Origin of the sequence: Demequina sp. (genome assembly GCF_024642165.1) — a bacterium.
Taxonomy (GTDB): domain Bacteria; phylum Actinomycetota; class Actinomycetes; order Actinomycetales; family Demequinaceae; genus Demequina.
On sequence record NZ_JAHEBP010000018.1, the window covers coordinates 1 to 19,636 of the forward strand.

The 19,636-nt window shown below is 71.5% G+C and carries 20 protein-coding genes; 10 read left to right on the plus strand and 10 right to left on the minus strand.

Features of this window, described 5'->3' with window-relative positions; all coding sequences use genetic code 11:
* On the plus strand, positions 1-885 hold an 885-nt coding region (locus Q0L54_RS02995), incomplete at its 5' end, for an adenylosuccinate synthase (protein ID WP_296665418.1).
* Here Q0L54_RS02995 and Q0L54_RS03000 read toward each other — a convergent pair.
* On the minus strand, positions 882-1,202 hold the full coding sequence (locus Q0L54_RS03000) for a metalloregulator ArsR/SmtB family transcription factor (RefSeq protein ID WP_296665419.1): 321 nt from the start codon (positions 1,200-1,202) through the stop codon (positions 882-884). The genes Q0L54_RS02995 and Q0L54_RS03000 overlap by 4 nt on opposite strands.
* Before the next feature lie 212 nt (positions 1,203-1,414).
* On the opposite strand from Q0L54_RS03000, the gene purD reads away from it, so the two are divergent.
* Genes purD through Q0L54_RS03015 form a run of 3 tightly spaced genes read left to right on the plus strand, consistent with a single transcriptional unit; the run spans position 1,415 to position 4,094 of the window.
* Positions 1,415-2,710: a phosphoribosylamine--glycine ligase gene (gene purD / locus Q0L54_RS03005; RefSeq protein WP_296665420.1), complete on the plus strand. Its 1,296-nt coding sequence runs from the start codon at positions 1,415-1,417 to the stop codon at positions 2,708-2,710.
* On the plus strand, positions 2,710-3,606 hold the full coding sequence (locus tag Q0L54_RS03010; RefSeq protein WP_296665421.1) for a phosphoribosylaminoimidazolesuccinocarboxamide synthase: 897 nt from the start codon (positions 2,710-2,712) through the stop codon (positions 3,604-3,606). The genes purD and Q0L54_RS03010 overlap by 1 nt, the downstream gene beginning before the upstream one ends.
* 47 nt (positions 3,607-3,653) lie before the next feature.
* The gene (locus Q0L54_RS03015) at positions 3,654-4,094 is read left to right on the plus strand and encodes a hypothetical protein (RefSeq protein ID WP_296665422.1); all 441 of its coding nucleotides are present in this window, start codon (positions 3,654-3,656) and stop codon (positions 4,092-4,094) included.
* Positions 4,095-4,098: 4 nt separating this feature from the next.
* Here the strand turns inward: Q0L54_RS03015 and Q0L54_RS03020 are convergent, their stop codons facing one another.
* A complete protein-coding gene (locus tag Q0L54_RS03020; protein ID WP_296665423.1) occupies positions 4,099-4,806 on the minus strand; it encodes a TRIC cation channel family protein in 708 nt (235 codons plus the stop codon).
* Between the two features lie 57 nt (positions 4,807-4,863).
* On the opposite strand from Q0L54_RS03020, the gene purS reads away from it, so the two are divergent.
* Positions 4,864-5,130: a phosphoribosylformylglycinamidine synthase subunit PurS gene (gene purS, locus Q0L54_RS03025; RefSeq protein ID WP_296665424.1), complete on the plus strand. Its 267-nt coding sequence runs from the start codon at positions 4,864-4,866 to the stop codon at positions 5,128-5,130.
* Complete coding sequence (gene purQ / locus Q0L54_RS03030; RefSeq protein WP_296665425.1) at positions 5,127-5,831, plus strand: phosphoribosylformylglycinamidine synthase subunit PurQ; 705 nt, start codon at positions 5,127-5,129, stop codon at positions 5,829-5,831. Before purS ends, purQ begins: the two co-directional genes overlap by 4 nt.
* A 25-nt stretch (positions 5,832-5,856) precedes the next feature.
* Here the strand turns inward: purQ and Q0L54_RS03035 are convergent, their stop codons facing one another.
* Positions 5,857-6,885 (minus strand): LLM class flavin-dependent oxidoreductase, encoded by a 1,029-nt coding sequence (locus Q0L54_RS03035; RefSeq protein WP_296665426.1) that lies wholly within the window; start codon positions 6,883-6,885, stop codon positions 5,857-5,859.
* 150 nt (positions 6,886-7,035) lie between these two features.
* Between Q0L54_RS03035 and Q0L54_RS03040 the strand changes: the two genes are divergently transcribed.
* The 4 genes from Q0L54_RS03040 (at position 7,036) to Q0L54_RS03055 (ending at position 11,460) form a co-directional block, all read left to right on the plus strand.
* Positions 7,036-8,019 carry a GNAT family N-acetyltransferase gene (locus Q0L54_RS03040; protein WP_296665427.1) on the plus strand — a complete coding sequence of 328 codons (984 nt, stop codon included), beginning with the start codon at positions 7,036-7,038 and terminating at the stop codon, positions 8,017-8,019.
* Between the two features lie 107 nt (positions 8,020-8,126).
* On the plus strand, positions 8,127-8,573 hold the full coding sequence (locus Q0L54_RS03045) for a hypothetical protein (RefSeq protein WP_296665428.1): 447 nt from the start codon (positions 8,127-8,129) through the stop codon (positions 8,571-8,573).
* Positions 8,574-8,658: 85 nt separating this feature from the next.
* Positions 8,659-9,078, plus strand: coding sequence for a heavy metal-responsive transcriptional regulator (locus Q0L54_RS03050; protein WP_296665429.1), 420 nt, complete (start codon positions 8,659-8,661; stop codon positions 9,076-9,078).
* Between the two features lie 9 nt (positions 9,079-9,087).
* The gene (locus tag Q0L54_RS03055) at positions 9,088-11,460 is read left to right on the plus strand and encodes a cation-translocating P-type ATPase (RefSeq protein ID WP_296665430.1); all 2,373 of its coding nucleotides are present in this window, start codon (positions 9,088-9,090) and stop codon (positions 11,458-11,460) included.
* Between the two features lie 355 nt (positions 11,461-11,815).
* On the opposite strand, the gene Q0L54_RS03060 is transcribed toward Q0L54_RS03055, so the two are convergent.
* The 7 genes from Q0L54_RS03060 to Q0L54_RS03090 form a co-directional block, all read right to left on the minus strand.
* Complete coding sequence (locus Q0L54_RS03060) at positions 11,816-12,961, minus strand: PrsW family intramembrane metalloprotease (protein ID WP_296665431.1); 1,146 nt, start codon at positions 12,959-12,961, stop codon at positions 11,816-11,818.
* Positions 12,958-13,557 carry a hypothetical protein gene (locus Q0L54_RS03065; protein WP_296665432.1) on the minus strand — a complete coding sequence of 200 codons (600 nt, stop codon included), beginning with the start codon at positions 13,555-13,557 and terminating at the stop codon, positions 12,958-12,960. The genes Q0L54_RS03060 and Q0L54_RS03065 overlap by 4 nt, the downstream gene beginning before the upstream one ends.
* 66 nt (positions 13,558-13,623) lie before the next feature.
* Positions 13,624-14,514 (minus strand): PrsW family intramembrane metalloprotease, encoded by an 891-nt coding sequence (locus Q0L54_RS03070; RefSeq protein ID WP_296665433.1) that lies wholly within the window; start codon positions 14,512-14,514, stop codon positions 13,624-13,626.
* Entirely contained in the window at positions 14,511-15,083 is a 573-nt protein-coding gene (locus Q0L54_RS03075; RefSeq protein WP_296665434.1) for a hypothetical protein, read from the minus strand. Before Q0L54_RS03075 ends, Q0L54_RS03070 begins: the two co-directional genes overlap by 4 nt.
* 33 nt (positions 15,084-15,116) lie before the next feature.
* Positions 15,117-16,334 carry an O-succinylhomoserine sulfhydrylase gene (gene metZ / locus Q0L54_RS03080; RefSeq protein WP_296665435.1) on the minus strand — a complete coding sequence of 406 codons (1,218 nt, stop codon included), beginning with the start codon at positions 16,332-16,334 and terminating at the stop codon, positions 15,117-15,119.
* A 138-nt stretch (positions 16,335-16,472) separates the two neighbouring features.
* Complete coding sequence (yicI, locus tag Q0L54_RS03085; protein WP_296665436.1) at positions 16,473-18,743, minus strand: alpha-xylosidase; 2,271 nt, start codon at positions 18,741-18,743, stop codon at positions 16,473-16,475.
* Positions 18,740-19,633, minus strand: coding sequence for a carbohydrate ABC transporter permease (locus tag Q0L54_RS03090; RefSeq protein WP_296665437.1), 894 nt, complete (start codon positions 19,631-19,633; stop codon positions 18,740-18,742). The genes yicI and Q0L54_RS03090 overlap by 4 nt, the downstream gene beginning before the upstream one ends.
* Positions 19,634-19,636 lie beyond the last annotated feature (3 nt).

Genomic DNA, 19,636 nt, shown 5'->3' on the forward strand with positions numbered 1-19,636 from the left:
GACAAGATCAACCGCCTGGGCATCAGGATGGGCGATCTGTTCGACGAGCGCCTGCTTCACGACAAGATCGAGGGTGCGCTGGTCGCGAAGAATCACCTGCTGGTGAAGGTCTACAACCGCCGCGCGATCTCCGTCGACGAGGTCGCGGACGAGCTGCTTGCGTACCGGGACCGCATCGCGCCGCACGTCACCGACACCTCGCTGGTCCTCAACAGCGCGCTCGACGCCGGCGAGACGGTGCTGTTCGAGGGCGGCCAGGCGACCATGCTCGACGTGGATCACGGCACCTACCCCTTCGTGACGTCGTCGAACGCGACGGCCGGCGGCGCGTGCACGGGCTCCGGCGTGGGTCCCACCCGCATCGACTCCGTGATCGGCATCGCCAAGGCGTACACGACCCGCGTGGGCGAGGGACCCATGCCCACCGAGTTGCTCGACAAGTGGGGAGACCGCCTGCGTGACGTGGGCTACGAGTTCGGCACCACCACCGGACGTCCTCGGAGGTGCGGCTGGTACGACTCGGTCATCACCCGCTACGCGTCACGCATCAACGGCCTCACGGACATCGTGCTCACCAAGCTCGACGTGCTCACCGGGATCGACGAGATTCCCGTCTGCGTCAACTACGAGGTCGACGGCGTCCGCCACCAGGACCTGCCGCTCGACCAGGCCGCCTTCGCGGGCGCCGAACCCGTCTACGAGACGTTCCCCGGCTGGGACGAGGACATCTCGGGATGCCGCGAATTCGCGGACCTGCCGGGCGCCGCTCAGGACTACGTCAAGGCCGTCGAGGAGCTCAGCGACTGCCGCATCTCGACCATCGGCGTGGGCCCCGGTCGCGACCAGATCATCCAGATCAACGACCTGCTCCACACCCGCGCCTAGCGAGCGAGCTCGACGCCACGCATCCACTCGGCCACGGGCCCCGCGGCGCCGACGCTGATTCCGTACCACCGCCAGCTGCCGTCGTGCATGACACGCACCAGTCCGCTGCGCGCGAGGACCTGCAGATGTTGTGACGCGCGGGCGGTCGAGATGCCGAATCGTGCGGCCGCGGACGCCGCGAGGTCGCCGGCGGCGCCCTGGCCGTCGCGCAGCAGTTCGAGAATGTACCGCCGCACAGGATCGGCAAGCGCCCGGAGCATGGCGTCGAGATCTGATTCGCCGTCGACGTCGCTCCAGTCGTCATACGGCGTGGGCATCGGTACGCCTCCCGCGCGCCTCGAGGTGGTTACCTGGGGGCATTCCAGGAATTCCTAGTATCGGCGAAGTGGGGTCGCCCGGCGGCGGCCTGTGGAGAGCCGTGCGGCGCGATCGGGAGGCGGTGCCTGCAGCCGGGCAATCAAGAAAATGCTGAAATCCGCGCACTACCGTCCCCCGCCGGCCCCCCGCACGGATCGCTAGACTCGCTCGCGTGATCATCCTCATCGTCGGCTCCGGCGCCCGCGAGCACGCCCTCGCCCGCGCCCTCTCCCTCGACCCGGCCGTGACGCAGTTGCACGCGGCGCCGGGCAACCCGGGCATTGCGACGCTGGCCACCGCGGCCGGCACCCCGGCCGTCGTGCACGGCGTCGACGCGCTCGACCCGGTGGCCGTCGCCGCGCTCGCGGCAGCCGTCAAGGCGGACCTGGTGGTGGTGGGGCCCGAGGCGCCGCTGGTCGCGGGAGTCGCGGACGCGGTGCGCGGGGCGGGCATCCCCGTGTTCGGCCCCAGCGGCACGGCGGCGATGCTCGAGGGATCGAAGGCGTTCGCCAAGGAGGTCATGGCCGCCGCCCACGTGCCCACCGCAGAGACGCGCGTGTGCTCCACCGCGGACGAGCTGGCCGCCGCGCTCGCGGCGTTCGGCGCGCCGTATGTGGTCAAGGACGACGGCCTTGCTGCCGGCAAGGGCGTGGTGGTGACCGACGACCTGACGGCGGCGCTCGCGCACGGCCAGGGGATCCTCGAGGCCGGCGCCGTGGTGGTGGTCGAGGACTTCCTCGACGGCCCGGAGGTCAGCCTCTTCTGCCTCTGCGACGGCGAGAGCGTGGTCCCGCTCCAGCCCGCCCAGGACTTCAAGCGCGCCTACGACGCGGACGCCGGCCCCAACACGGGCGGGATGGGTGCCTACTCGCCGCTCGACTGGGCCCCCGAGGGCCTGGTCGACGAGGTGGTCCGCACCGTCGCGCAGCCCACCGTCGACGAGATGGCCCGCCGCGGCACGCCGTTCGTGGGAGTGCTGTATTGCGGCCTCGCGCTCACCTCGACGGGCGTGCGCGTGGTGGAGTTCAACGCGCGGTTCGGCGACCCGGAGACGCAGGTGGTGCTGGCGCGCCTCGCGACGCCGCTCGCGGGCGTGCTGCTCGCCGCGGCGGAGGGCCGCCTGGACGGGCTGCCCCTGCTCGAGTGGCGGGACGATGCGGCGGTCACCGTGGTGATCGCCGCCGAGAACTACCCGGCGGACCCGCGCAGGGGCGACCCGATCACCGGCATCGCCGAGGCCGAGCAGGTCGACACCGTCCACGTGCTGCACGCGGGGACCGCGCTCGATCCCCGTGGAATCCTGCTGAGCAACGGCGGCCGGGTGCTCTCGGTGACCGCCTCCGGCGCCACCCTCGCCCAGGCCCGCGAGCGGGCCTACGCGGGGGTCGACCGCATCGTCCTGCCGGGATCGCACCACCGGACGGACATCGCGGCCCGGGCCGCCGAAGGCCCGGGCGGCGCGGCCTGATGCCGGGCCACGCCGCGCCCCCGACCGCGCCGGACCTGCCGGGCTGGCGCCACGTCTACAGCGGCAAGGTGCGCGACCTCTACGCACCCGTCGAGCCGCATCCGCGCGGCGACGTGGTGCTGGTGGTCGCGTCCGACCGCATCAGCGCGTACGACTGGGTGCTGCCTACCGAGATCCCCGGCAAGGGCGGCATCCTCACCGGGCTGAGCCTGTGGTGGTTCGATCAGGTGCTCGACCTGGTGCCCAATCACACGGTCGAGGCGCCGGTGCCCGCCGAGGTGGCCGGCCGCGCGATGGTCTGCCTGCGTCTGGACATGTTTCCCGTCGAGTGCGTGGCCCGCGGCTACCTCACGGGCTCCGGGCTGGTCGAGTACACCGCGACGGGCACCGTATGCGGCGTCCCGCTGCCGCCCGGCCTGGTGGACGGCTCGCGCCTGCCCGAGCCGATCTTCACGCCCGCGACCAAGGCAGAGGTGGGCGAGCACGACGAGAACGTGTCGTTCGAGGCGGTCGCCGCGCTCATCGGCCTCGAGGACGCGACCGCGCTGCGCGATCTCACCCTCCGCGTCTACGCGCGGGCGCACGAGATCGCGGCGAACAAGGGCATCATCCTCGCTGACACGAAGCTCGAGTTCGGGCGCGACGGCGAGGGGCGCATCGTCCTGGGTGACGAGGTGCTCACGCCGGACAGCTCACGCTTCTGGCCCGCCGACGAATGGGAGCCGGGCCACCCCCAGCCCAGCTTCGACAAGCAGTACGTGCGCGACTGGCTGGCCTCGCCGGAGTCGGGCTGGGACCGGCACGGCGATGCACCTCCGCCGGCGCTGCCCGCCGAGGTGGTCGACCGCACCCGACAGCGTTATGTCGAGGCCTACGACCGGCTGGCGAAGCACTGACCCCCAACGATCCCCGGGCCCCCGAGCGTCGTACTCGCATGGGCAGGATGCAGTTGACCGCCGCGCTGACGGTGGTGATGGCGCTGGTGCTGGGCACACTGCTGACGGCGTGCACCGCGGCGCCAATCATGGTCGATTCGGGTCTCGACCTGGGGGTGCCGGGCGCGGCGATCGAGACCGTCCCGGGCGTGCCCGGCTACCCCGCGTGCGGGACCGAGCCGATCGCGCATGGCGGCACCACCTGGTACCCGTTCCGGCCGTCCAACATCGCCGACTTCCCCGCGCTCACCGCGGCGCCCGCGCCTACCGGGGGACTGGGCGGCGGGACGATGCACGCGGCACTGCCCGCCGTGGCCGCACCCGGGCCGGGCGACGACGTGGGCACGCTCACCATCTACGAGGGCGGCTTCGCGTATTGGATCTCCGACAGCGGTCGCATCGAGACCTGGCTGACGGACCAGCCCCTCGAGTACGCGTGGGTGTGCTGAGCCGTCAGGCGTGACTCTCCTTCTGGAGCTCGCGCTTCTGCACCACCGCCACGGTGGGCACGCCCCAGCCCAGGGTCAGCGACAGCGCGCGCAGCGCGACGATCACCAGCAACGGCACCCAGAAGACCACCTGCGCGGGAGCGCCCAGGCCGTGCAGAACCGCCAGCGTGGTGGCGCCCCCGAGGGCCGCGGTCGCGTAGAGCTGCCCGTTCCAGAACACCTCCGGCACCTGCGCCGCGAGCACGTCGCGCAGCACGCCGCCGCCCACGCCGTTGACCACGCCCACGATGACGGCGGCGACCGGGTTCGCACCCGCCGCGAGGGCGATGCCGGTGCCGATGACCACGAAGATCGCGAGGCCCGCGGCGTCCGAGTACTCGACGATGCGGTGGCGGGTGAGCGCCCCCAGGTCGCGCCTGCGCGCGGCGGGGGCGATGGCGAGCGCCGTCGCGACGGCCACCAGCACCAGCGCCGGGTTCTCCATCCAGAACACGGGCTCCCGCAGCAGGAGGTCGCGCATCGTCCCGCCGCCCACGGCGACCAGGCACGCCAGCACCACGGCCCCCACCAGGTCCATGCGCCGCCGGGACGCGGCCACCGCACCGGAGACCGCGAACGCCACCGTGCCCGTGTACTCGAGCGCGATTCGGAGGCCGCCGAGCGCGTGCTCGAGGAGCTCGTCGGTGGCGACGGCGGTCAGCAGCTGGCTCATGGGTGTCCTCCTGGTGCGCAGCCGTCAACGATACCTGCGCGCCGGTACACTTCCGGCATGGCCACGATCCTCGTCCACGTCATGCCCAAGCCCGAGATCCTCGATCCCCAGGGCAAGGCCGTCGGCTCCGCGCTCCCGCGCCTGGGCTTCGACGGCATCGCCCAGGTGCGGCAGGGCAAGCGCTTCGAGCTCACGGTCGACGGCGACGTCACCGACGAGGTGCTCGCGAAGGTCCGCGAGGCGGCCCAGACGCTGCTGAGCAACCCCGTGATCGAGGACGTGGTCGAGGTCACGGTCATGGACGCGACGGGCGCGGTGGCGTGACCGCCCGCATCGGCGTCGTCACCTTCCCCGGCACCCTCGACGACCGCGACGCGGCCCGGGCCGTGCGCCTCGCTGGCGCGGAGGCGGTGCCGCTGTTCCACGCCGACGCCGACCTCAAGGACGTCGACGCCGTGGTGCTGCCCGGCGGGTTCTCCTACGGCGACTACCTGCGCGCGGGAGCCATCAGCCGCTTCGCGCCCATCATGGAGACCGTGGTCGACGCGGCCAAGGGCGGGATGCCCGTGCTGGGCATCTGCAACGGCTTCCAGGTGCTCACCGAGGTCCACCTGCTGCCCGGATCGATGATCAAGAACGAGCACCTGCACTTCATCTGCCGCGACCAGACGCTGCGCGTCGAGAACGCGGAGACGGCCTGGACCACCGAGTATCAGGCCGACGAGGAGATCGTGATCCCGCTGAAGAACCAGGACGGCCAGTACGTCGCGGACGAGCGCACGCTCGACGAACTCGAGGGCGACGGCCGCGTGGTGTTCCGCTACGTGGGCTGGAACCCCAACGGCTCGCGCCGCGACATCGCCGGCATCACCAACGCGCGCGGCAACGTCGTGGGACTGATGCCGCACCCGGAGCACGCCGTCGAGCCCGGCTTCGGCCCCGACTCGCGGGACGCCGGCCGTCACGGCATCGACGGCCTGGCCTTCTTCACGAGCGCCATCAAGGGCCTGCTCGCCTCCGCGTAGGGACGATGCGCCGGGCGGGGTCGGCTCAGGTCGCGAGCCGGTCGCGCAGCTCCGCGAAGGCTTGGAACGTGATGTGGTTGAAGTCTGCGCCCAACTGGTTGGGCACGGTCACCAGCAGGGAGTCCGCGCTCATCACGGCATCGTCCTGGCGCAGCTCCTTCTCGAGCTTGTCGAGGTCTCCCACGTACGACTTGCCGAACGTGGAGACCGCGTTGTCGATCTCGCCGATCTGGTCGCGGTTGCCGCCCATGCGGTCGCGCTCGAGGTACGGGTTGAAGTACGTGTGCGTGAGGTCGTCGACGATGGGCATGATCGAGCGCGACACGGACACGCGCGGCCGGTGCGCGTGTCCCGCGGCGGCCCAGGAGTCATGGAAGCCGGCGATCTGCCGGGCCTGAACCACGCCGAGCGGCTCGCCCGTGGCCTCGAGGACCAGCGTCGAGGACATGAGGTTCATGCCGAGCTCGGCGGCCTTGCGGGCCGAATCGTTGCCGCCCGCCCCGTACCAGATGCGCTCCGACAGGCCTGGGCTGTGGGGCGTGACGGGCAGCAGCTCGCCGCCACGCCCGTGGGAGCGCGCGCCCGGCTTGGCGATGCCCACGCCCGAGATGCCCTCGCGGAAGCGCGCGATGCGCCGCGCGGCGTCCGAGACGGGAGTGTCGCCGAACGCGAGCGGGTAGCCGAACACGGCGGGGCCGTCCTCGGCCGGCTCCGGGCTGCCGCGGCTCACTCCCAGCTGGAGCCGCCCTCCGGAGATGAGGTCCGCCGTCGCGGCCGCCTCCGCCATGTACAGCGGGTTCTCGTACCGCATGTTGATGACCCCGGTGCCGAGCTCGACGCGCGAGGTGCGTGCGCCCATGGCCGCCAGCAGCGGGAACGGTGACGAGGTGTTGTTCTCGAAGTGGTGGATGCGTATCCACGCGCCGTCCATGCCGGCGTCCTCCGCGGCCTCGGCCAGGCGGATGGTGTCGTGCACGACGTCTGCCGCGGTGCGGACCTGAGAGCCTGGCGCGGCCGACCACCAGCCGAACGACAGGAACCCGATGTTCCGCATGGTGCGCCTCCTGATGTTGACGTGTCATCTACCACCGTCGCAACGCGCGACGGAGCGCGAGGATTCCGGGTCGACATCGCGTCGGTACTCCCATTGTCCGGTGCCGGGCGTGGCGTGTCGCGGCCAACCCCATGCGGATAGCCTGGGCGCATGATCTCCCTTCGTCAGGTCGAGCCGGACGATCCGTACGCGCTCGAGCTGTGGGCCGAGCAGGAGGCGGACCTCGCGATCCGCTACAACGCGCCCGATCTGGTCCTGGAGACCACGTTCGACACCCTGGTGGCGTCCCTGGTGGGCTTCGCGGAGGACGGCGAGCCCGTCGCGTCCGTGGTGTTGCGGTGGTCGCCGTACCCCACCGGCGCCGGTTCGCTCGAACTCAAGCGCCTGTTCGTCCGGCCCGCCCACCGGGGCCACGGGCACTCGAAGGTGATCATGGGTGCCGCGGAGGCGCTGTCCCGGCGGGCCGGGGCCACCCGCATCGTCCTGGAGACGGGGACCGCGCAACCCGAGGCCTTGGCGCTGTACGACAGGCTCGGCTACCACCGGATCCCGAACTACGGGGAGTACAAGGACGAACCGGACGCGGTCTGCTTCGGCCTCGACCTGCCTACCCGGGCGCTGGTCCTCACGGGATCGCTGGGCGCCGGCAAGACGGCGGTGGGTGCCGCGGTGCACGAGGAGCTCGCCGCGCGCGGCGCGCGCACGGCCTTCCTCGACGCCGATGCGCTGGTCCAGTCCTACCCGGCGACGGCAGCGGACCCCGCCAACCGGGCCCTCCTGCTCGAGTCCCTCGCGGCGCTCGCCCCGCTTCATCGCGCGCGAGGGGTCGGGTGTCTGGTGCTCGCGTGCACGCTCGAGGATCCGGACGCGCGGCGCGACATCGCGCGCGCCCTCGGAGGCGGTGGCGCGGGGGCCGAGGTCGAGGTGGTGCGGGTGACCGCGTCGACCGAGACGCGTCTCGCGAGGATCGGCGCCCGCCCCGCCACCGAGCGCTGGCTGGGCTGGGCCCGCGGCCGGACGGTCGAGCTCGAGGACGCGCTGGAGGACCTCGCTCTCGAGGACGCCGTGGTCGATACGGATGGCCGGTCGCCGGCGGACGTGGCGATCGAGGCGCTCGACGCGGTGGGGTGGTAGCGAGTCGTCTGACTGAGTCCGCCGGGGCGGACGCGCGGGTCCCGACGCGAGGGGCCGGCCCGGGTGCCAGGTTGACCGGCGCACGTGGACCGACCTACCGTCCAGAGGTGAGCGCAACGCAGCGGCAGTTGATGGTGGGGCTGGGCACGGCCGTCGCCGTGGTGCTGCTCTTTGTCGCCTGCGGCCCGGGGCCGCGCATCCCGCGACTCGAGGACCTCCCCCCGCAGACCAGCGACGAGTCCGTGGTGGGCGGCTCGACCTCCGTGGTCGGCACGGTGGTGAGCCAGGAGGTCGAGTACGGCGAGCCCGAGCCCGATCTGACCGGCGGCGACGGGCTGGTGGCGCTGGAGGTGGTGGTGATCACCATCGCGCGTCAAGACGGCCTGGGGCCCGTCGAGATGATCATCCCGCAGGGATACGTCCCGTACCCCCCGCCCGACGTGCCGGCGACCGCGCTCGAGGTGCCGGAGGGCCAGTACTCCTTCTACGTGCGCCTTCGTGAGGACGGCCGCTACGAGTGTGCGTCGCCCGTGTGCGTGCGGGAGGTTCCGTGATCCGCGTCGCCTGACCGGCGGGGCTTCACGGCGGGGCTTTCCGGCGGGGCTGTTCCGCGCGAGATCATTCCAGTACGCTGGAAGCATGCAGATCGGTGAACTCGCGTCCCGAGGGGGCGTCACGGCCAAGACCATCCGGTACTACGAGAGCATCGGGCTCCTGGCGGCGCCCGAGCGGCGCGCCAACGGCTACCGCGCCTACGGTGAGCCCGCGCTCGAGCGGCTGCGGTTCATCCGTGACGCCCAGGCGTCGGGCATGTCTCTCGCCGAGACGGGGGACATTCTCCGCATGAAGGACCACGGCGAGCGCACGTGCGAGCACAGCCGCGCGATGCTCGACCGCCACCTGCATGAGATCGACGCGCAGATCGCCAGCCTGCTCGCCGCGAAGGCGGAGCTCACGGCCCTGTCCCGGCGGGCGGAGTCGCTCGACCCGACCGCGTGCACCGATCCCAACCGCTGCCAGGTGTTGGCGCTTGACCTTCCCCTGGACAGCAAGGTCTAGCGTCGAGACATGAGCACCGACATCGCGCCGGAGACCCCGGCCGCACCGTCCATCGACCTCTCCGTGGGCGGCATGACCTGCGCGGGCTGCGCGTCCACCATCCAGCGGGGCCTCGCCATGCTGCCCGGCGTCGACAGCGCCGCGGTCAACATCGCCACCCGTCGCGCGACCATCCTTCCCGACGGCACCCTCGACCGCGACGAGCTCGAGGATGCGATGCGCGCCGCCATCTCCGGACTGGGCTACGAGGTCCTCACTCACGAACGCGACGCGGCCGCGTCCACCGACGCCGCGCATCGTCCCGACGCGATCGACGCGATGGCGGAGGAGCACGCGGCCCATGCCGCCTCCGACGCCCGCCGGATTGCGGACTTCCGCCGCCGCTTCCTGGTGGCGGTGACCCTCGCGGTGCCCACCGCCGTGCTGTCGATGGCCATGCCGCTCCAGTTCGACGGCTGGGAATGGGTGGCCGCGCTGCTCGCGACACCGGTGGTCTTCTGGGCGGCGTGGCCGTTCCATGTGAGCGCCTTCAAGGCGGCGCGCCACCGCGCGACCACGATGGACACGCTCGTCAGCCTGGGCACGCTCGCCGCGTGGACCTGGTCGACGGTGGTGCTGCTGACCGGCGCCGCGGGCGGCATGGGTGGCGCGCACGTCTATTACGAGACGGGCGCCGTGATCGTCACCCTCATCCTGCTGGGCAAGTGGCTTGAGGTGCGCTCCACCGCGCGTGCCGGGGACGCGATCCGCGCGCTGAGCTCACGCCAGAGCGCCACCGCGCGCCTGGAGGACGGCACCGAGATCGCCCGCGCCGAGCTCCAGGTGGGGATGCGGTTCGTCACGCGACCCGGCGAGGCCATCGCCACGGACGGCGTGGTGGTCGACGGCGAGGCGGCGGTCGACGCGAGCCTGGTGACGGGGGAGTCCGTGCCCGTCGCGGCGCGCGTTGGCTCCGAGGTCGTGGGCGGCACCATCGCGGCCGACGGCGCCCTCACCGTCGAGGCCACGCGCGTGGGCGCGGAGACCATGCTCGCCCAGATCGCGCGCATGGTCGACTCCGCGCAGAGCGGCAAGGCGCGGGTCCAGCGGCTCGCGGACCGGATCTCGTCGATCTTCGTGCCCGTGGTCATCGGCCTGTCCGCGCTCACCCTCGCGGCGTGGATGCTCGCGACCGGCGACGCGAACGCCGCGTTCACCGCCGCCGTCGCGGTGCTCATCATCAGCTGCCCGTGCGCGCTGGGCCTCGCGACGCCGCTCGCGATCATGGTGGGTACGGGCCGCGGCGCGCAGCTGGGTGTGCTGGTGCGTGGCCCCGAGGCGCTCGAGGACACGCGCGCCGTCCAGTCCATCGTGCTGGACAAGACCGGCACCGTGACCGAGGGGCGCATGGCGCTCACCGGCACGTTCGCTCCCGGGCTCACCGACGCCGAGGCCTCCCTGCTGCTCGACGCCGCCGCATCCGTCGAGGCGCGCTCCGAGCACCCGGTCGCGCGCGCCATCGCCGAGTCCCGCGAGGGCCGGATCGCGCTCAAGGGCTTCCGCTCGACCCCGGGCCAGGGAGTCACGGCCACCGTGCAGCGTGCCGGCGCGGACGGCGCTCATGCCGACGTCACCGTGGGCTCGCGCCGCCTCTTCGACCGGGTGGACGATGCCGTCGCCGCCTGGGCCGTCGAGCGCGAGGCCGCGGGGGAGACCGTGGTGCTGGTGGGGCGCGCGGCGCCGATGGGCGGGGGCCTGCTCGGCGCGGAGGCGGCGGGCGACGCCAACCCAGCCGCCGCATCGTCCCCCGCGACCCTGACGCGATCCGCGCTGGTGGCCGAGGCGGCCATCGCGGTCCGCGACCGAGTCAAGGACACCACGCCGGAGGCCCTGCGCGCCTTCGAGCGACTGGGCCTGGACGTGGTGCTGCTCACGGGCGACAACCGCCGCGCTGCGGAGTCCGTGGCCGCCGAGCTCGGAATCGACCGCGTGATCGCCGAGGTGCTTCCCGCCGACAAGGCGGGCGTCATCGCCACCCTGCAGTCCGATGGACGGCGGGTCGCGATGGTGGGCGACGGGGTGAACGACGCACCCGCGCTCGCACAGGCGGATCTGGGGATCGCCATCGGCACGGGCGCGGACGTCGCCCGCGAGGCCTCGGACCTCACCATCGTGTCCGGCGACCTGCGTGCCGCGGCGGACGCGATCGCGCTGTCGCGGCGCACCTATGCGACCATCCGCGGGAACCTGTTCTGGGCGTTCGCCTACAACGTGGTCGCGATCCCGTTGGCGGCGTTCGGGATCCTCAACCCGATGATCGCCTCGGCGGCGATGGGCGCGTCGAGCCTGTTCGTGGTGGGGAACTCGCTGCGGCTGCGCGGCTTCGCGAGCCTGCGTCGCTGAGCCCCCGCCACCCTCGCCGAGCCCCCGCCACCTTCGCCGAGCCCCCGCCACCTTCGCCGAGCCCCCACCACCCGGAATGGGTAGATGACTGACGGATTCCTGACATCCTTGCGCGGCAGGGGCAGCTGGTTGTCGCGCGCGCCGGTCGAGCATCCCGTCGGCGCGTCCGCGGCCTCGCGGTGAATGACAGGATCCGATCCAGGTTCAGTGCTGGAGGTGTCCGTGAGATACCCGTGTGAGGTGAGAATCGGGCGGAACCGACCACCCTCTACCAATTCGGGGCGGGGTACGGGCGGGGGCGCGGGGCGGGGTGGGGTGGGGGCGCGGGGCGGGTTCGGGTGGGGGCGCGGGGCAGCTACCTTGCCGCGACCGACCAGGCCAGCCTCGAGCGGGCCGACGTAACCCGCCCCGCAGCCTCGGCCGCGCGGGCCGAGACCATCCCGTCCGTGTGGGCGGCCACCAGCAGCGCGAGCTGCGCCCGCTGCAACGCGAGCAGGTCGCGGGAGGCTTGCGGGCCGTGGCGTTCTCGAATCTCCTCGCGCGCCTGACCGCGGCGCCGGCGGCTGGACAGCCGTTCGAAGTCGGCGGGGCTCACCAAGTGGTCGGGGACCGTGACCCGCGCCATCCGTTCGAAGACCTCGCGCTCGCGGCGATGGCTCACCCGCAGTGTGGTGAGCACCACCAGCAGGATCGGCACACCCTTGATGAGGGCGGCCATCACCGGGGCGCCCGGAACCAGCGGAGAGTTGAGGAAGCCGTGCAGGATCATCGCCGCCGCCAGCGTGCCGAGCGCGACGCCCCAGCGACGCCACGCGGGCGCCACCGCGACAAAGAAGTACCCGATGCCCGCGCCCGCAATCGCGGTGAAGGCCGCATGGCTCCACAGGCCGGCGACCAGACCGCGGAGCACGAACATCGACGTGACCGTCTGCATCGCGTCTCCGGCCAGCGCCGCGGTGCGCGCGGTGTAGAGGAAGCCCTCCACCACCTGGAAGCCCAGGCCGATCAGGCCCCCGTAGAACGCTCCGTCCGCGACGGTCCGGATTCGTGATCCGGGGATGAGGGCGAGCGCGACCACCCCGAGCGCCTTGAGCGGCTCCTCGACCAGCGGTGCGGCGATGGCCGAGACCCAGGGCGAGTCCTCGCCCAGCCACTGCGTCACGATCGCGTGCATCGCGGGCCCGCCGATCCGGGACACCCCGATCGCCACCACCGCCCCCCAGGCCACGGCGCCCAGGACATTGGTGATCGACCGTCGCTCGAACAGCTCCAGCTGGTAGAGCGCGGTGGCGAACACCAGTCCGTACCCGGCCCACAGCACCGCGGCGAGCGCGCCCGAGGCGGGGTTGGCGAGCAGGGACTCGAGAACGAGCGGCGCGACCTGCGCGAACGCCGCGACGGCCAGCAGCACGAAGGTCCAGAACACCCAGGACCGCGCGTCCACGAACGTCGCGGTGCGCGGCCGCGCGATGCCGCCTCGGCGGCGCGCGGTGGGCGTCACGGTGCGGCCTCGGCGAACGTCAACGACCGCACCAGCACCTGCGCGGACGCGGACGTGGCCTCCCACGCGGCCGGGGGTGCGGTGAGCACGGCGATGACCTCGTGTGCGCCGTCCGAGACCACCCACGCCTGCACGGTCTCGAGGGGCTCCTGGAGGACCACCGTGGCCGCATCGTCGCCGGCGTCGGTGGTGAACGTGCGTGGGGCGGTGGCGACGGAGCCCTCGGGGGCGGTCTCGATCCATCCCGAGGTGAGCCCGTCAAGCGTCTCGATCGGCAGCCGCTCGGTCGCCTCCGGCTCGGAGAGCACGAGGGTGGCGCCACCCTGGGTGAGGGTGGTCTCGCCGGCAGCCGGTGAGCCCTCGGACCACGTCTCGGCGACGGTGACGGTGGCGCCCTCCCCGATGTCGATGACGCGCGGCGGCGCGGGGGCGGACACCGCCTCGGCGACCAGCGGCAGCACCACCGCGTAGGCAAGGGCGACCATCGCGATCACGAGGGCACCCGCCGCCGAGCCGCGCCCGATCAGGCGTACAGAGAGCGGCTCGGGAGGGTTCAGGGATGCCGCATCGGCTGCCGAATCGGCGCCGCTGCTCATGGTTGCGACGCTAGCACGCGTGCGGCGCCGGAGACCCGGCGCCCCACGCGGCAGCGCGGCCGAGCGTCAGACGGACGGCCCGCCCGTCGCTGACTCGGTCTCCGCCTCGATCTGAGCAGCCCGCGTCTTGCGGGAGACCCTCAGGATGATGAGCAGCAGCACCAGAACCGGCACGCCCTTGACCACCGTGGCGACGATCGCGTTGCCCTCGAGCACCGGGGCGTCGAACAGGATGTGGCTCGCGATGGCCAACCCGAGCGCCCCGAGCAGGATCCCGATGCGTCGCGCGAGCGACGCAGGCGAGGACACGAAGTAGCCCACACCCGCGCCGGTGATGGCGGAGTATGTCGGGTGCGACCAGAGGCCGGAGATGACCCCGCGAAGCACGAACGTGGCGATCACTGCCCACACCACGCTGTCCGCGTAGGCCGCGGATGAGACGGAGTAGAGGGCGCTCTCCGCGGCCTCGAACCCGAGCCCCACGAACAGGCCGTAGTAGAGGCCGTCGAGGGTCGAACGGATCCGGAGGCCGGGCAGGAAGGCGATGGCGAGCACGCCCGCCCACTTGAGGGTCTCCTCGACCACGCCCGCGGTCAGCGCGGAGGCCCACTCCGAGTCCTGGCCGAAGGTGAAGGTCGACGTGAGCACGTCGCTGAAGCCGGGACTCGCCTTGGTGGCCAGGCCCGTGACACCCAGCGCGCCCCATGCGAAGGCGATGGCGGTGGTGACCCACGAGCGACGTCCGAATCGCTGCATGCGCGCGAGGATCCACCACAGCAGCAGGGCGTACCCGCCCCAGATCGCCACGCTGAGAATGCCGGCGACCGGGTTCAGCTGGAGGGCGGACACGAAGAACGGGACGAAGAGGTACGCGCCGACGCCGATCACGGCCACGACGAGCCAGGTCATCGGCGAGCGCAACGCCTCGCGGGGCGTGGTGGCGGAGGTGGTGGTCACGATGCGGTCCCCTCGAGGATGACGACGGAGGCGGCCATCTGGTCGAGCTCTCCGGAGATGGTGCTGAAGGTCGAGTCGGGGCCGGTGGCGTCGAGCGTCACCGAACGCGTCCCGTTCGAGATGACGTAGAAGGCGGAGAAGTCGTTCTCCGAGTGGCCCACGACGACGATGCCGGGCACGCCCGCGTCGGTGGTGAACTCCTGCGGGTCGCCCAGCACCCACGTGGTGGCCGGGTCCGCGGCGAGTCCATCGATGGCGGTCTGGGCGCTCGCCTCGAGGGTGTCGGTCGAATCGACGGCCGGCAGCACGATCAGCGACGCCCCACCCTTCGAGAAGATCGTGAAGAGGCTGCCGTCCTCGGACGTCAGGGCCCAACCGTCGGCGGGCACGAACGTCATGGTGTCCTGGACGTTGAAGGGTGCGCCCGCCTCGAGCTTGGGTCCCGAACTGTTGTTGCCCAGCATGGGCAGGAGCACGGTGAACGCGAGGAGGATCGCGGCGACGGCGATGGTGGCGGCCCAGACGGCGCGCGGGCGCGCGTTCAGGACCGGAGTGTCGGTGGAGGCCATGGCGGGATGGTAGCAGGAGCGAAGGTGTATCGACTAGATCGTTTCGAGCGCCCGTGCCAGGTCCGCGCGCAGATCCTCGACGTCCTCGAGGCCGATGCTCAGTCGCACGGTCGCGGCGCACATTCCCACGGCCGCGCGGCCCTCGACGCCCAGCTTGCGGTGCGTGGTGGTCGCGGGGTGCGTCGCGATCGACTTCGCGTCGCCCAGATTGTTCGAGATGTCGATGATGCGCAGCGCGTTCAAGAAGCGGAAGGTGATCGCCTTCGCCTCGTCCCCGTGCGGGTCGACGCCCTCCGGTAGCGCGACGTCGATGGTGACGAGCGTGCCGCCCAGCGTCATCTGCCGGAGCGCGAGATCGTGCTGCGGGTGGGACGGGAGGAAGGGGTGGCGGGTCACCGCGACCTTCGGGTGAGCCTCGAGCCAGGCGGCGAGGTCCAGTGCGGATGCCGCCTGCGCGCGCACCCTCACCGGCAGGGTCTCGAGCGACTTGCCCAGCACCCACGCGTTGAAGGGGGACATGGTGGCGCCCATGGTCCGGACCATCGTGCGCACCTTGTCCACGTACTCCGCGCCGCCCAGCACCGCGCCGCCCAGCACCCGGCCCTGGCCGTCGATGTGCTTGGTCGCGGAGTAGACCACCGCATCGGCCCCCAGCTCCAGCGGGCGCTGCCCCAGAGGGGTGGCGAACACGTTGTCCACGATGAACAGCGCGCCCGCCTTCTTCGCGAGCGCCGCCACGAACGGGATGTCGATCACGTCCTGCATCGGGTTCGTGGGGGACTCGACATAGATCGCGTCCGCGGGCTCCGCGAGCGCGCGCTCCCAGTCCGCATTCACGTGGCCGTCGACGTAGTCGACCCTGATGCCCCACTTGGCGAAGTACTCGTTGAAGACGGTGATCGACGAGCCGAAGAGCGCGCGGGCGGCGACCAGCCGCGAGCCCTGCTGGAGGATCGCGCCCATCGACACGAACACGGCCGCCATGCCGGTGGCGGTGGCGAAGCAGTCCTCGGCGCCCTCGATCGCGGCCAGCCGGTCCTCGAACATCGTCACGGTCGGGTTCCCGTAGCGCGAGTACTGGTACCGGTCGATCTCGCCGGCGAAGGCCGCCTCCGCCTCCTCCGCGGTCGGGTACACGTAGCCCTGCGTGAGGAAGATCGGCTCCGCCATCTCGTCGAACGGCGTGCGGGTGATGCCCGCGCGCACGGCGAGGGTGTCGGGACGGAGGTCGGGGAGGTCGTCCGAGGTCATGCGCTCAGGCTACCGGCCTGCGACTTGCCGCAGTTCGGTACATAAGTGCTCGCTTTCGACCCTCATCGTGCATCCATGTACCGAATTGCCGCAGTCGGATCCGCCCGCGCGGCCAGCGGCTCGCGACTGACGCCGCCGTCACACCGCGCGGACCGCGAAGATCCGGCCGGAGGTCCCCGTCGCCGTCAACGATCCGTCGCGGGACTCCACGGTCACCGTCTCGCTCGAGCCGTCGGCGCCCTCGAGCACCACCGTCCGCTCCTCGGCGCCGCCGGGGTAGACCACCAGCTCGACCTCGGCGAGGAGGTCGTAGTCCGGACGGTCGTCACGCGTGCCGCGCGGGATCACCGCGCCGGGTCGGACGTAGATCGGCATCGAATCGAAGCCGTGCGTCTCGCGGACCCAGCGGCCGCCGGCGACCCGTTCGCCGGTGAGCAACGACGTCCACTCGCCCGGGGGCAGGTAGAGGTCCACGTCGCCCGACTCGGACATGACCGGCGCCACCAGCAGGTCATCGCCCAGCATGTACTGCCGGTCGAGGTGCTGGGTGGCGGGGTCGCCGGGGAACGCGAGGAACATCGGCCGCATCATCGGGATACCCGTCTGGGTGGTCCGGACCGATGCGGCGTACAGGTACGGCATCAGCGACAGCTTGAGCTTGGTGAACAAGCGGGCGACGTCCACCGCCTCCTCGTCGAACGCCCACGGAACCCGGTACGAGTTCGAGCCGTGCAGCCGCGAGTGGCTGGACATCAGGCCGAACGCGAGCCAGCGCTTGAAGACGCCCGCGTCGGGCGTGCCCTCGAAGCCGCCGATGTCGTGGCTCCAGTAGCCGAAGCCCGAGGACATGAGCGACAGGCCGCCGCGCAGCGTCTCCGCCATCGAGACGTATGAGGACGAGTTGTCCCCACCCCAGTGCACCGGCATCGTCTGGCCGCCGGCGGTCGCGGAGCGGGCGAACAGCACCGCCTCGCCCTCGCCCTTGACGTCGACCAACGCCTCCCACACGGCCTGGTTGTACAGCTGCGTGTAGAGGTTGTGCATGGTCTCCGGCGATGTGCCGTCGTGCCACACCACGTCGGTGGGAACGCGCTCGCCGAAGTCGGTCTTGATCGCGTCTACGCCCTGGCGCACCAGCGTCCGGATGAAGTCCTGGAACCAAGCCTTCGCCGCGGGGTTGGTGAAGTCCACCAGCCCCATGCCGGCCTGCCAGAAGTCCCACTGCCAGATGGTGCCGTCGGGTCGCTTGACCAGATAGCCCTTCTCCGCGCCCTCGCGGAACATGCGGCCGCGCTGCGCGATGTACGGGTTGATCCACGCCGAGACGTGCAGGTCCTTGTCCTGGTGCATCCGCCGCAACATCCCGTCCGGGTCGGGGAACACGCGCTCGTCCCACACGCCGTCGGTCCAGTTGAACTCGCGCATCCAGAAGCAGTCGTAGTGGAACACTGACAGCGGGATGTCGCGCTCCCGCATGCCGTCGACGAACGACGTCACGGTGTCCTCGTCGTAGTCCGTGGTGAACGAGGTCGACAGCCACAGCCCGAACGACCAGGCGGGCACCCGCGGGGGGCGGCCCAACAGCGCCGTGTAGCGCTCGACCGCCTCCGCCGGCGTGGGTCCGGCAAACACCAAGTACTCGAGTGACTCGCCCGCGGTAGAGAACTGGACCCGTTCGACGGCCTCGGAACCCACCTCGAAGCTCACGTGCTCGGGGTGGTTGACTAGCACCGCGTAGCCCTTCGAGGACAGGTAGAACGGGACCGACTTGTACGCCTGCTCGGAGCTGGTGCCGCCGTCCGCGTGCCAGATGTCGACGCTCTGGCCGTTCTTGACGAAGGGCCCGAACCGCTCGCCCAGGCCGTAGATGGTCTCGCCCACGCCCAAGTCGAGCTGCTCGTGCAGGTACGCACGATGCGGCGCGAGCCCGGTCTCGGTGTACCCGGCGACTCCCGCGGGCTCGGCCGGCACCGGCGCGCCCGCGCCCAGCGTCATGTACCCCACGGAGCGCTGGCCGGAGCCGGTGATGCGCTCGCCGTCCACTTCGAAGTCGAGGGTCCACGGGGCGCCCGCGGCGACCCTCGCAGTGAGGCGCCCCGAGGTGAGGGTGCCCCCCGCATCGTCCACCTGGGCGACGCCCGCGCCGTCCACGGCGCCCGGCATCTCGAACCCGGGGGAACGACGCGCGCCCTGGTGATGGTCGATCCGCACCTTCACCACGCCCTCGAGTGGAGAACTGAGCGTGACGGTGAGCACCGCGCGGTTGAGCACGTCGCCGCGCGACGCGATGACCTTGGTCGGGGCGTGCACGGTGAGGGCGCCGTCCTGTGCCGCGATGTCGTACGCCTCCTCGGCGTAAAGCGCGTCGACGCCGGGACGCCGGTGCCAGAATCCGTCGGTGAACTTCACTTCACTGCTCCTGCCGTGATGCCTCGGGTCAGCGTCCTCTGGAAGACGAGGAAGAAGATGATCGTGGGGATGATGCTGATCAGCGTGCCCGCGATCAGCGTGGTCGTGTCGGTCTGGCGCTCGCCGTTGAGCTGCTCGAGCACCAGCGGCACGGTCAGCGAGTCGGCCGTGTTGAGGAATGCCAGCGGCAGCAGGAACTCGTTCCACGTCCAGATGAAGAAGAACACCATGAGCACGGAGAGCGTGGGGCGCAGGATAGGCACGATGACGCTGCGCAGGCTGCGCCACCGCGAGGCGCCGTCGACGGCCGCGGCCTCGAGGATCTCCTTGGGGAAGGTGCCCAGCAGCGAGGAGAGCAGGTACGTGCCGAACGCGGACTGGATCACCACGAACGTGAGGATCACGGACCAGGGGTTCGACAGCAGGCCCACGCGGTCGTAGAGCTTGAACAGCGGGTCGAACAGCATCTCCTGCGGCACCAGGTTTGCCATGAGGAACACCAGCACGATCCAGGTGCGGCCGCGCACGCGACCGATGCCGATGGCGAACGAGTTCAGGACGGAGACCGCCACCGCGATCACGGCGACCATGGTGGAGATGAACACCGAATTCCACAGCGCGCGAGGGAAGTTCTGGGTCTCCCAGAAGGTCTGGATGCCGGTGAAGTCGAGCCGCGCGGGGAGTTCGAGCGGGCCCGAGTTGGCGTAGTCGACGGGCGACTTGAACGCGTTGAGCAGCAGCAAGAGCATCGGGAACACCACGACGAGGGCGCCCACGATGGCAACCGCCAGCAGCATCCACTCGGACGCGGTGCGCGGGCGGGACTTGTTGCTGGTGGGGCGCTTCGGGGCCGGGGGGGCCGGGGGCGCGACTTGAGTGACGGCGGTCATGGC

Excerpts from the sequence above, each read along its gene's own strand:
- Q0L54_RS03000 (WP_296665419.1), bottom strand. The coding sequence starts at position 1,202 with ATGCCCACGCCGTATGACGACTGGAGCGACGTCGACGGCGAATCAGAT.
- Q0L54_RS03010 (WP_296665421.1), top strand. The coding sequence starts at position 2,710 with ATGCCGGGCCACGCCGCGCCCCCGACCGCGCCGGACCTGCCGGGCTGG.
- Q0L54_RS03015 (WP_296665422.1), top strand. The coding sequence starts at position 3,654 with ATGCAGTTGACCGCCGCGCTGACGGTGGTGATGGCGCTGGTGCTGGGC.
- Q0L54_RS03020 (WP_296665423.1), bottom strand. The coding sequence starts at position 4,806 with ATGAGCCAGCTGCTGACCGCCGTCGCCACCGACGAGCTCCTCGAGCAC.
- purS (WP_296665424.1), top strand. The coding sequence starts at position 4,864 with ATGGCCACGATCCTCGTCCACGTCATGCCCAAGCCCGAGATCCTCGAT.
- Q0L54_RS03035 (WP_296665426.1), bottom strand. The coding sequence starts at position 6,885 with ATGCGGAACATCGGGTTCCTGTCGTTCGGCTGGTGGTCGGCCGCGCCA.
- Q0L54_RS03040 (WP_296665427.1), top strand. The coding sequence starts at position 7,036 with ATGATCTCCCTTCGTCAGGTCGAGCCGGACGATCCGTACGCGCTCGAG.
- Q0L54_RS03050 (WP_296665429.1), top strand. The coding sequence starts at position 8,659 with ATGCAGATCGGTGAACTCGCGTCCCGAGGGGGCGTCACGGCCAAGACC.
- Q0L54_RS03055 (WP_296665430.1), top strand. The coding sequence starts at position 9,088 with ATGAGCACCGACATCGCGCCGGAGACCCCGGCCGCACCGTCCATCGAC.
- Q0L54_RS03065 (WP_296665432.1), bottom strand. The coding sequence starts at position 13,557 with ATGAGCAGCGGCGCCGATTCGGCAGCCGATGCGGCATCCCTGAACCCT.
- Q0L54_RS03075 (WP_296665434.1), bottom strand. The coding sequence starts at position 15,083 with ATGGCCTCCACCGACACTCCGGTCCTGAACGCGCGCCCGCGCGCCGTC.
- metZ (WP_296665435.1), bottom strand. The coding sequence starts at position 16,334 with ATGACCTCGGACGACCTCCCCGACCTCCGTCCCGACACCCTCGCCGTG.
- Q0L54_RS03090 (WP_296665437.1), bottom strand. The coding sequence starts at position 19,633 with ATGACCGCCGTCACTCAAGTCGCGCCCCCGGCCCCCCCGGCCCCGAAG.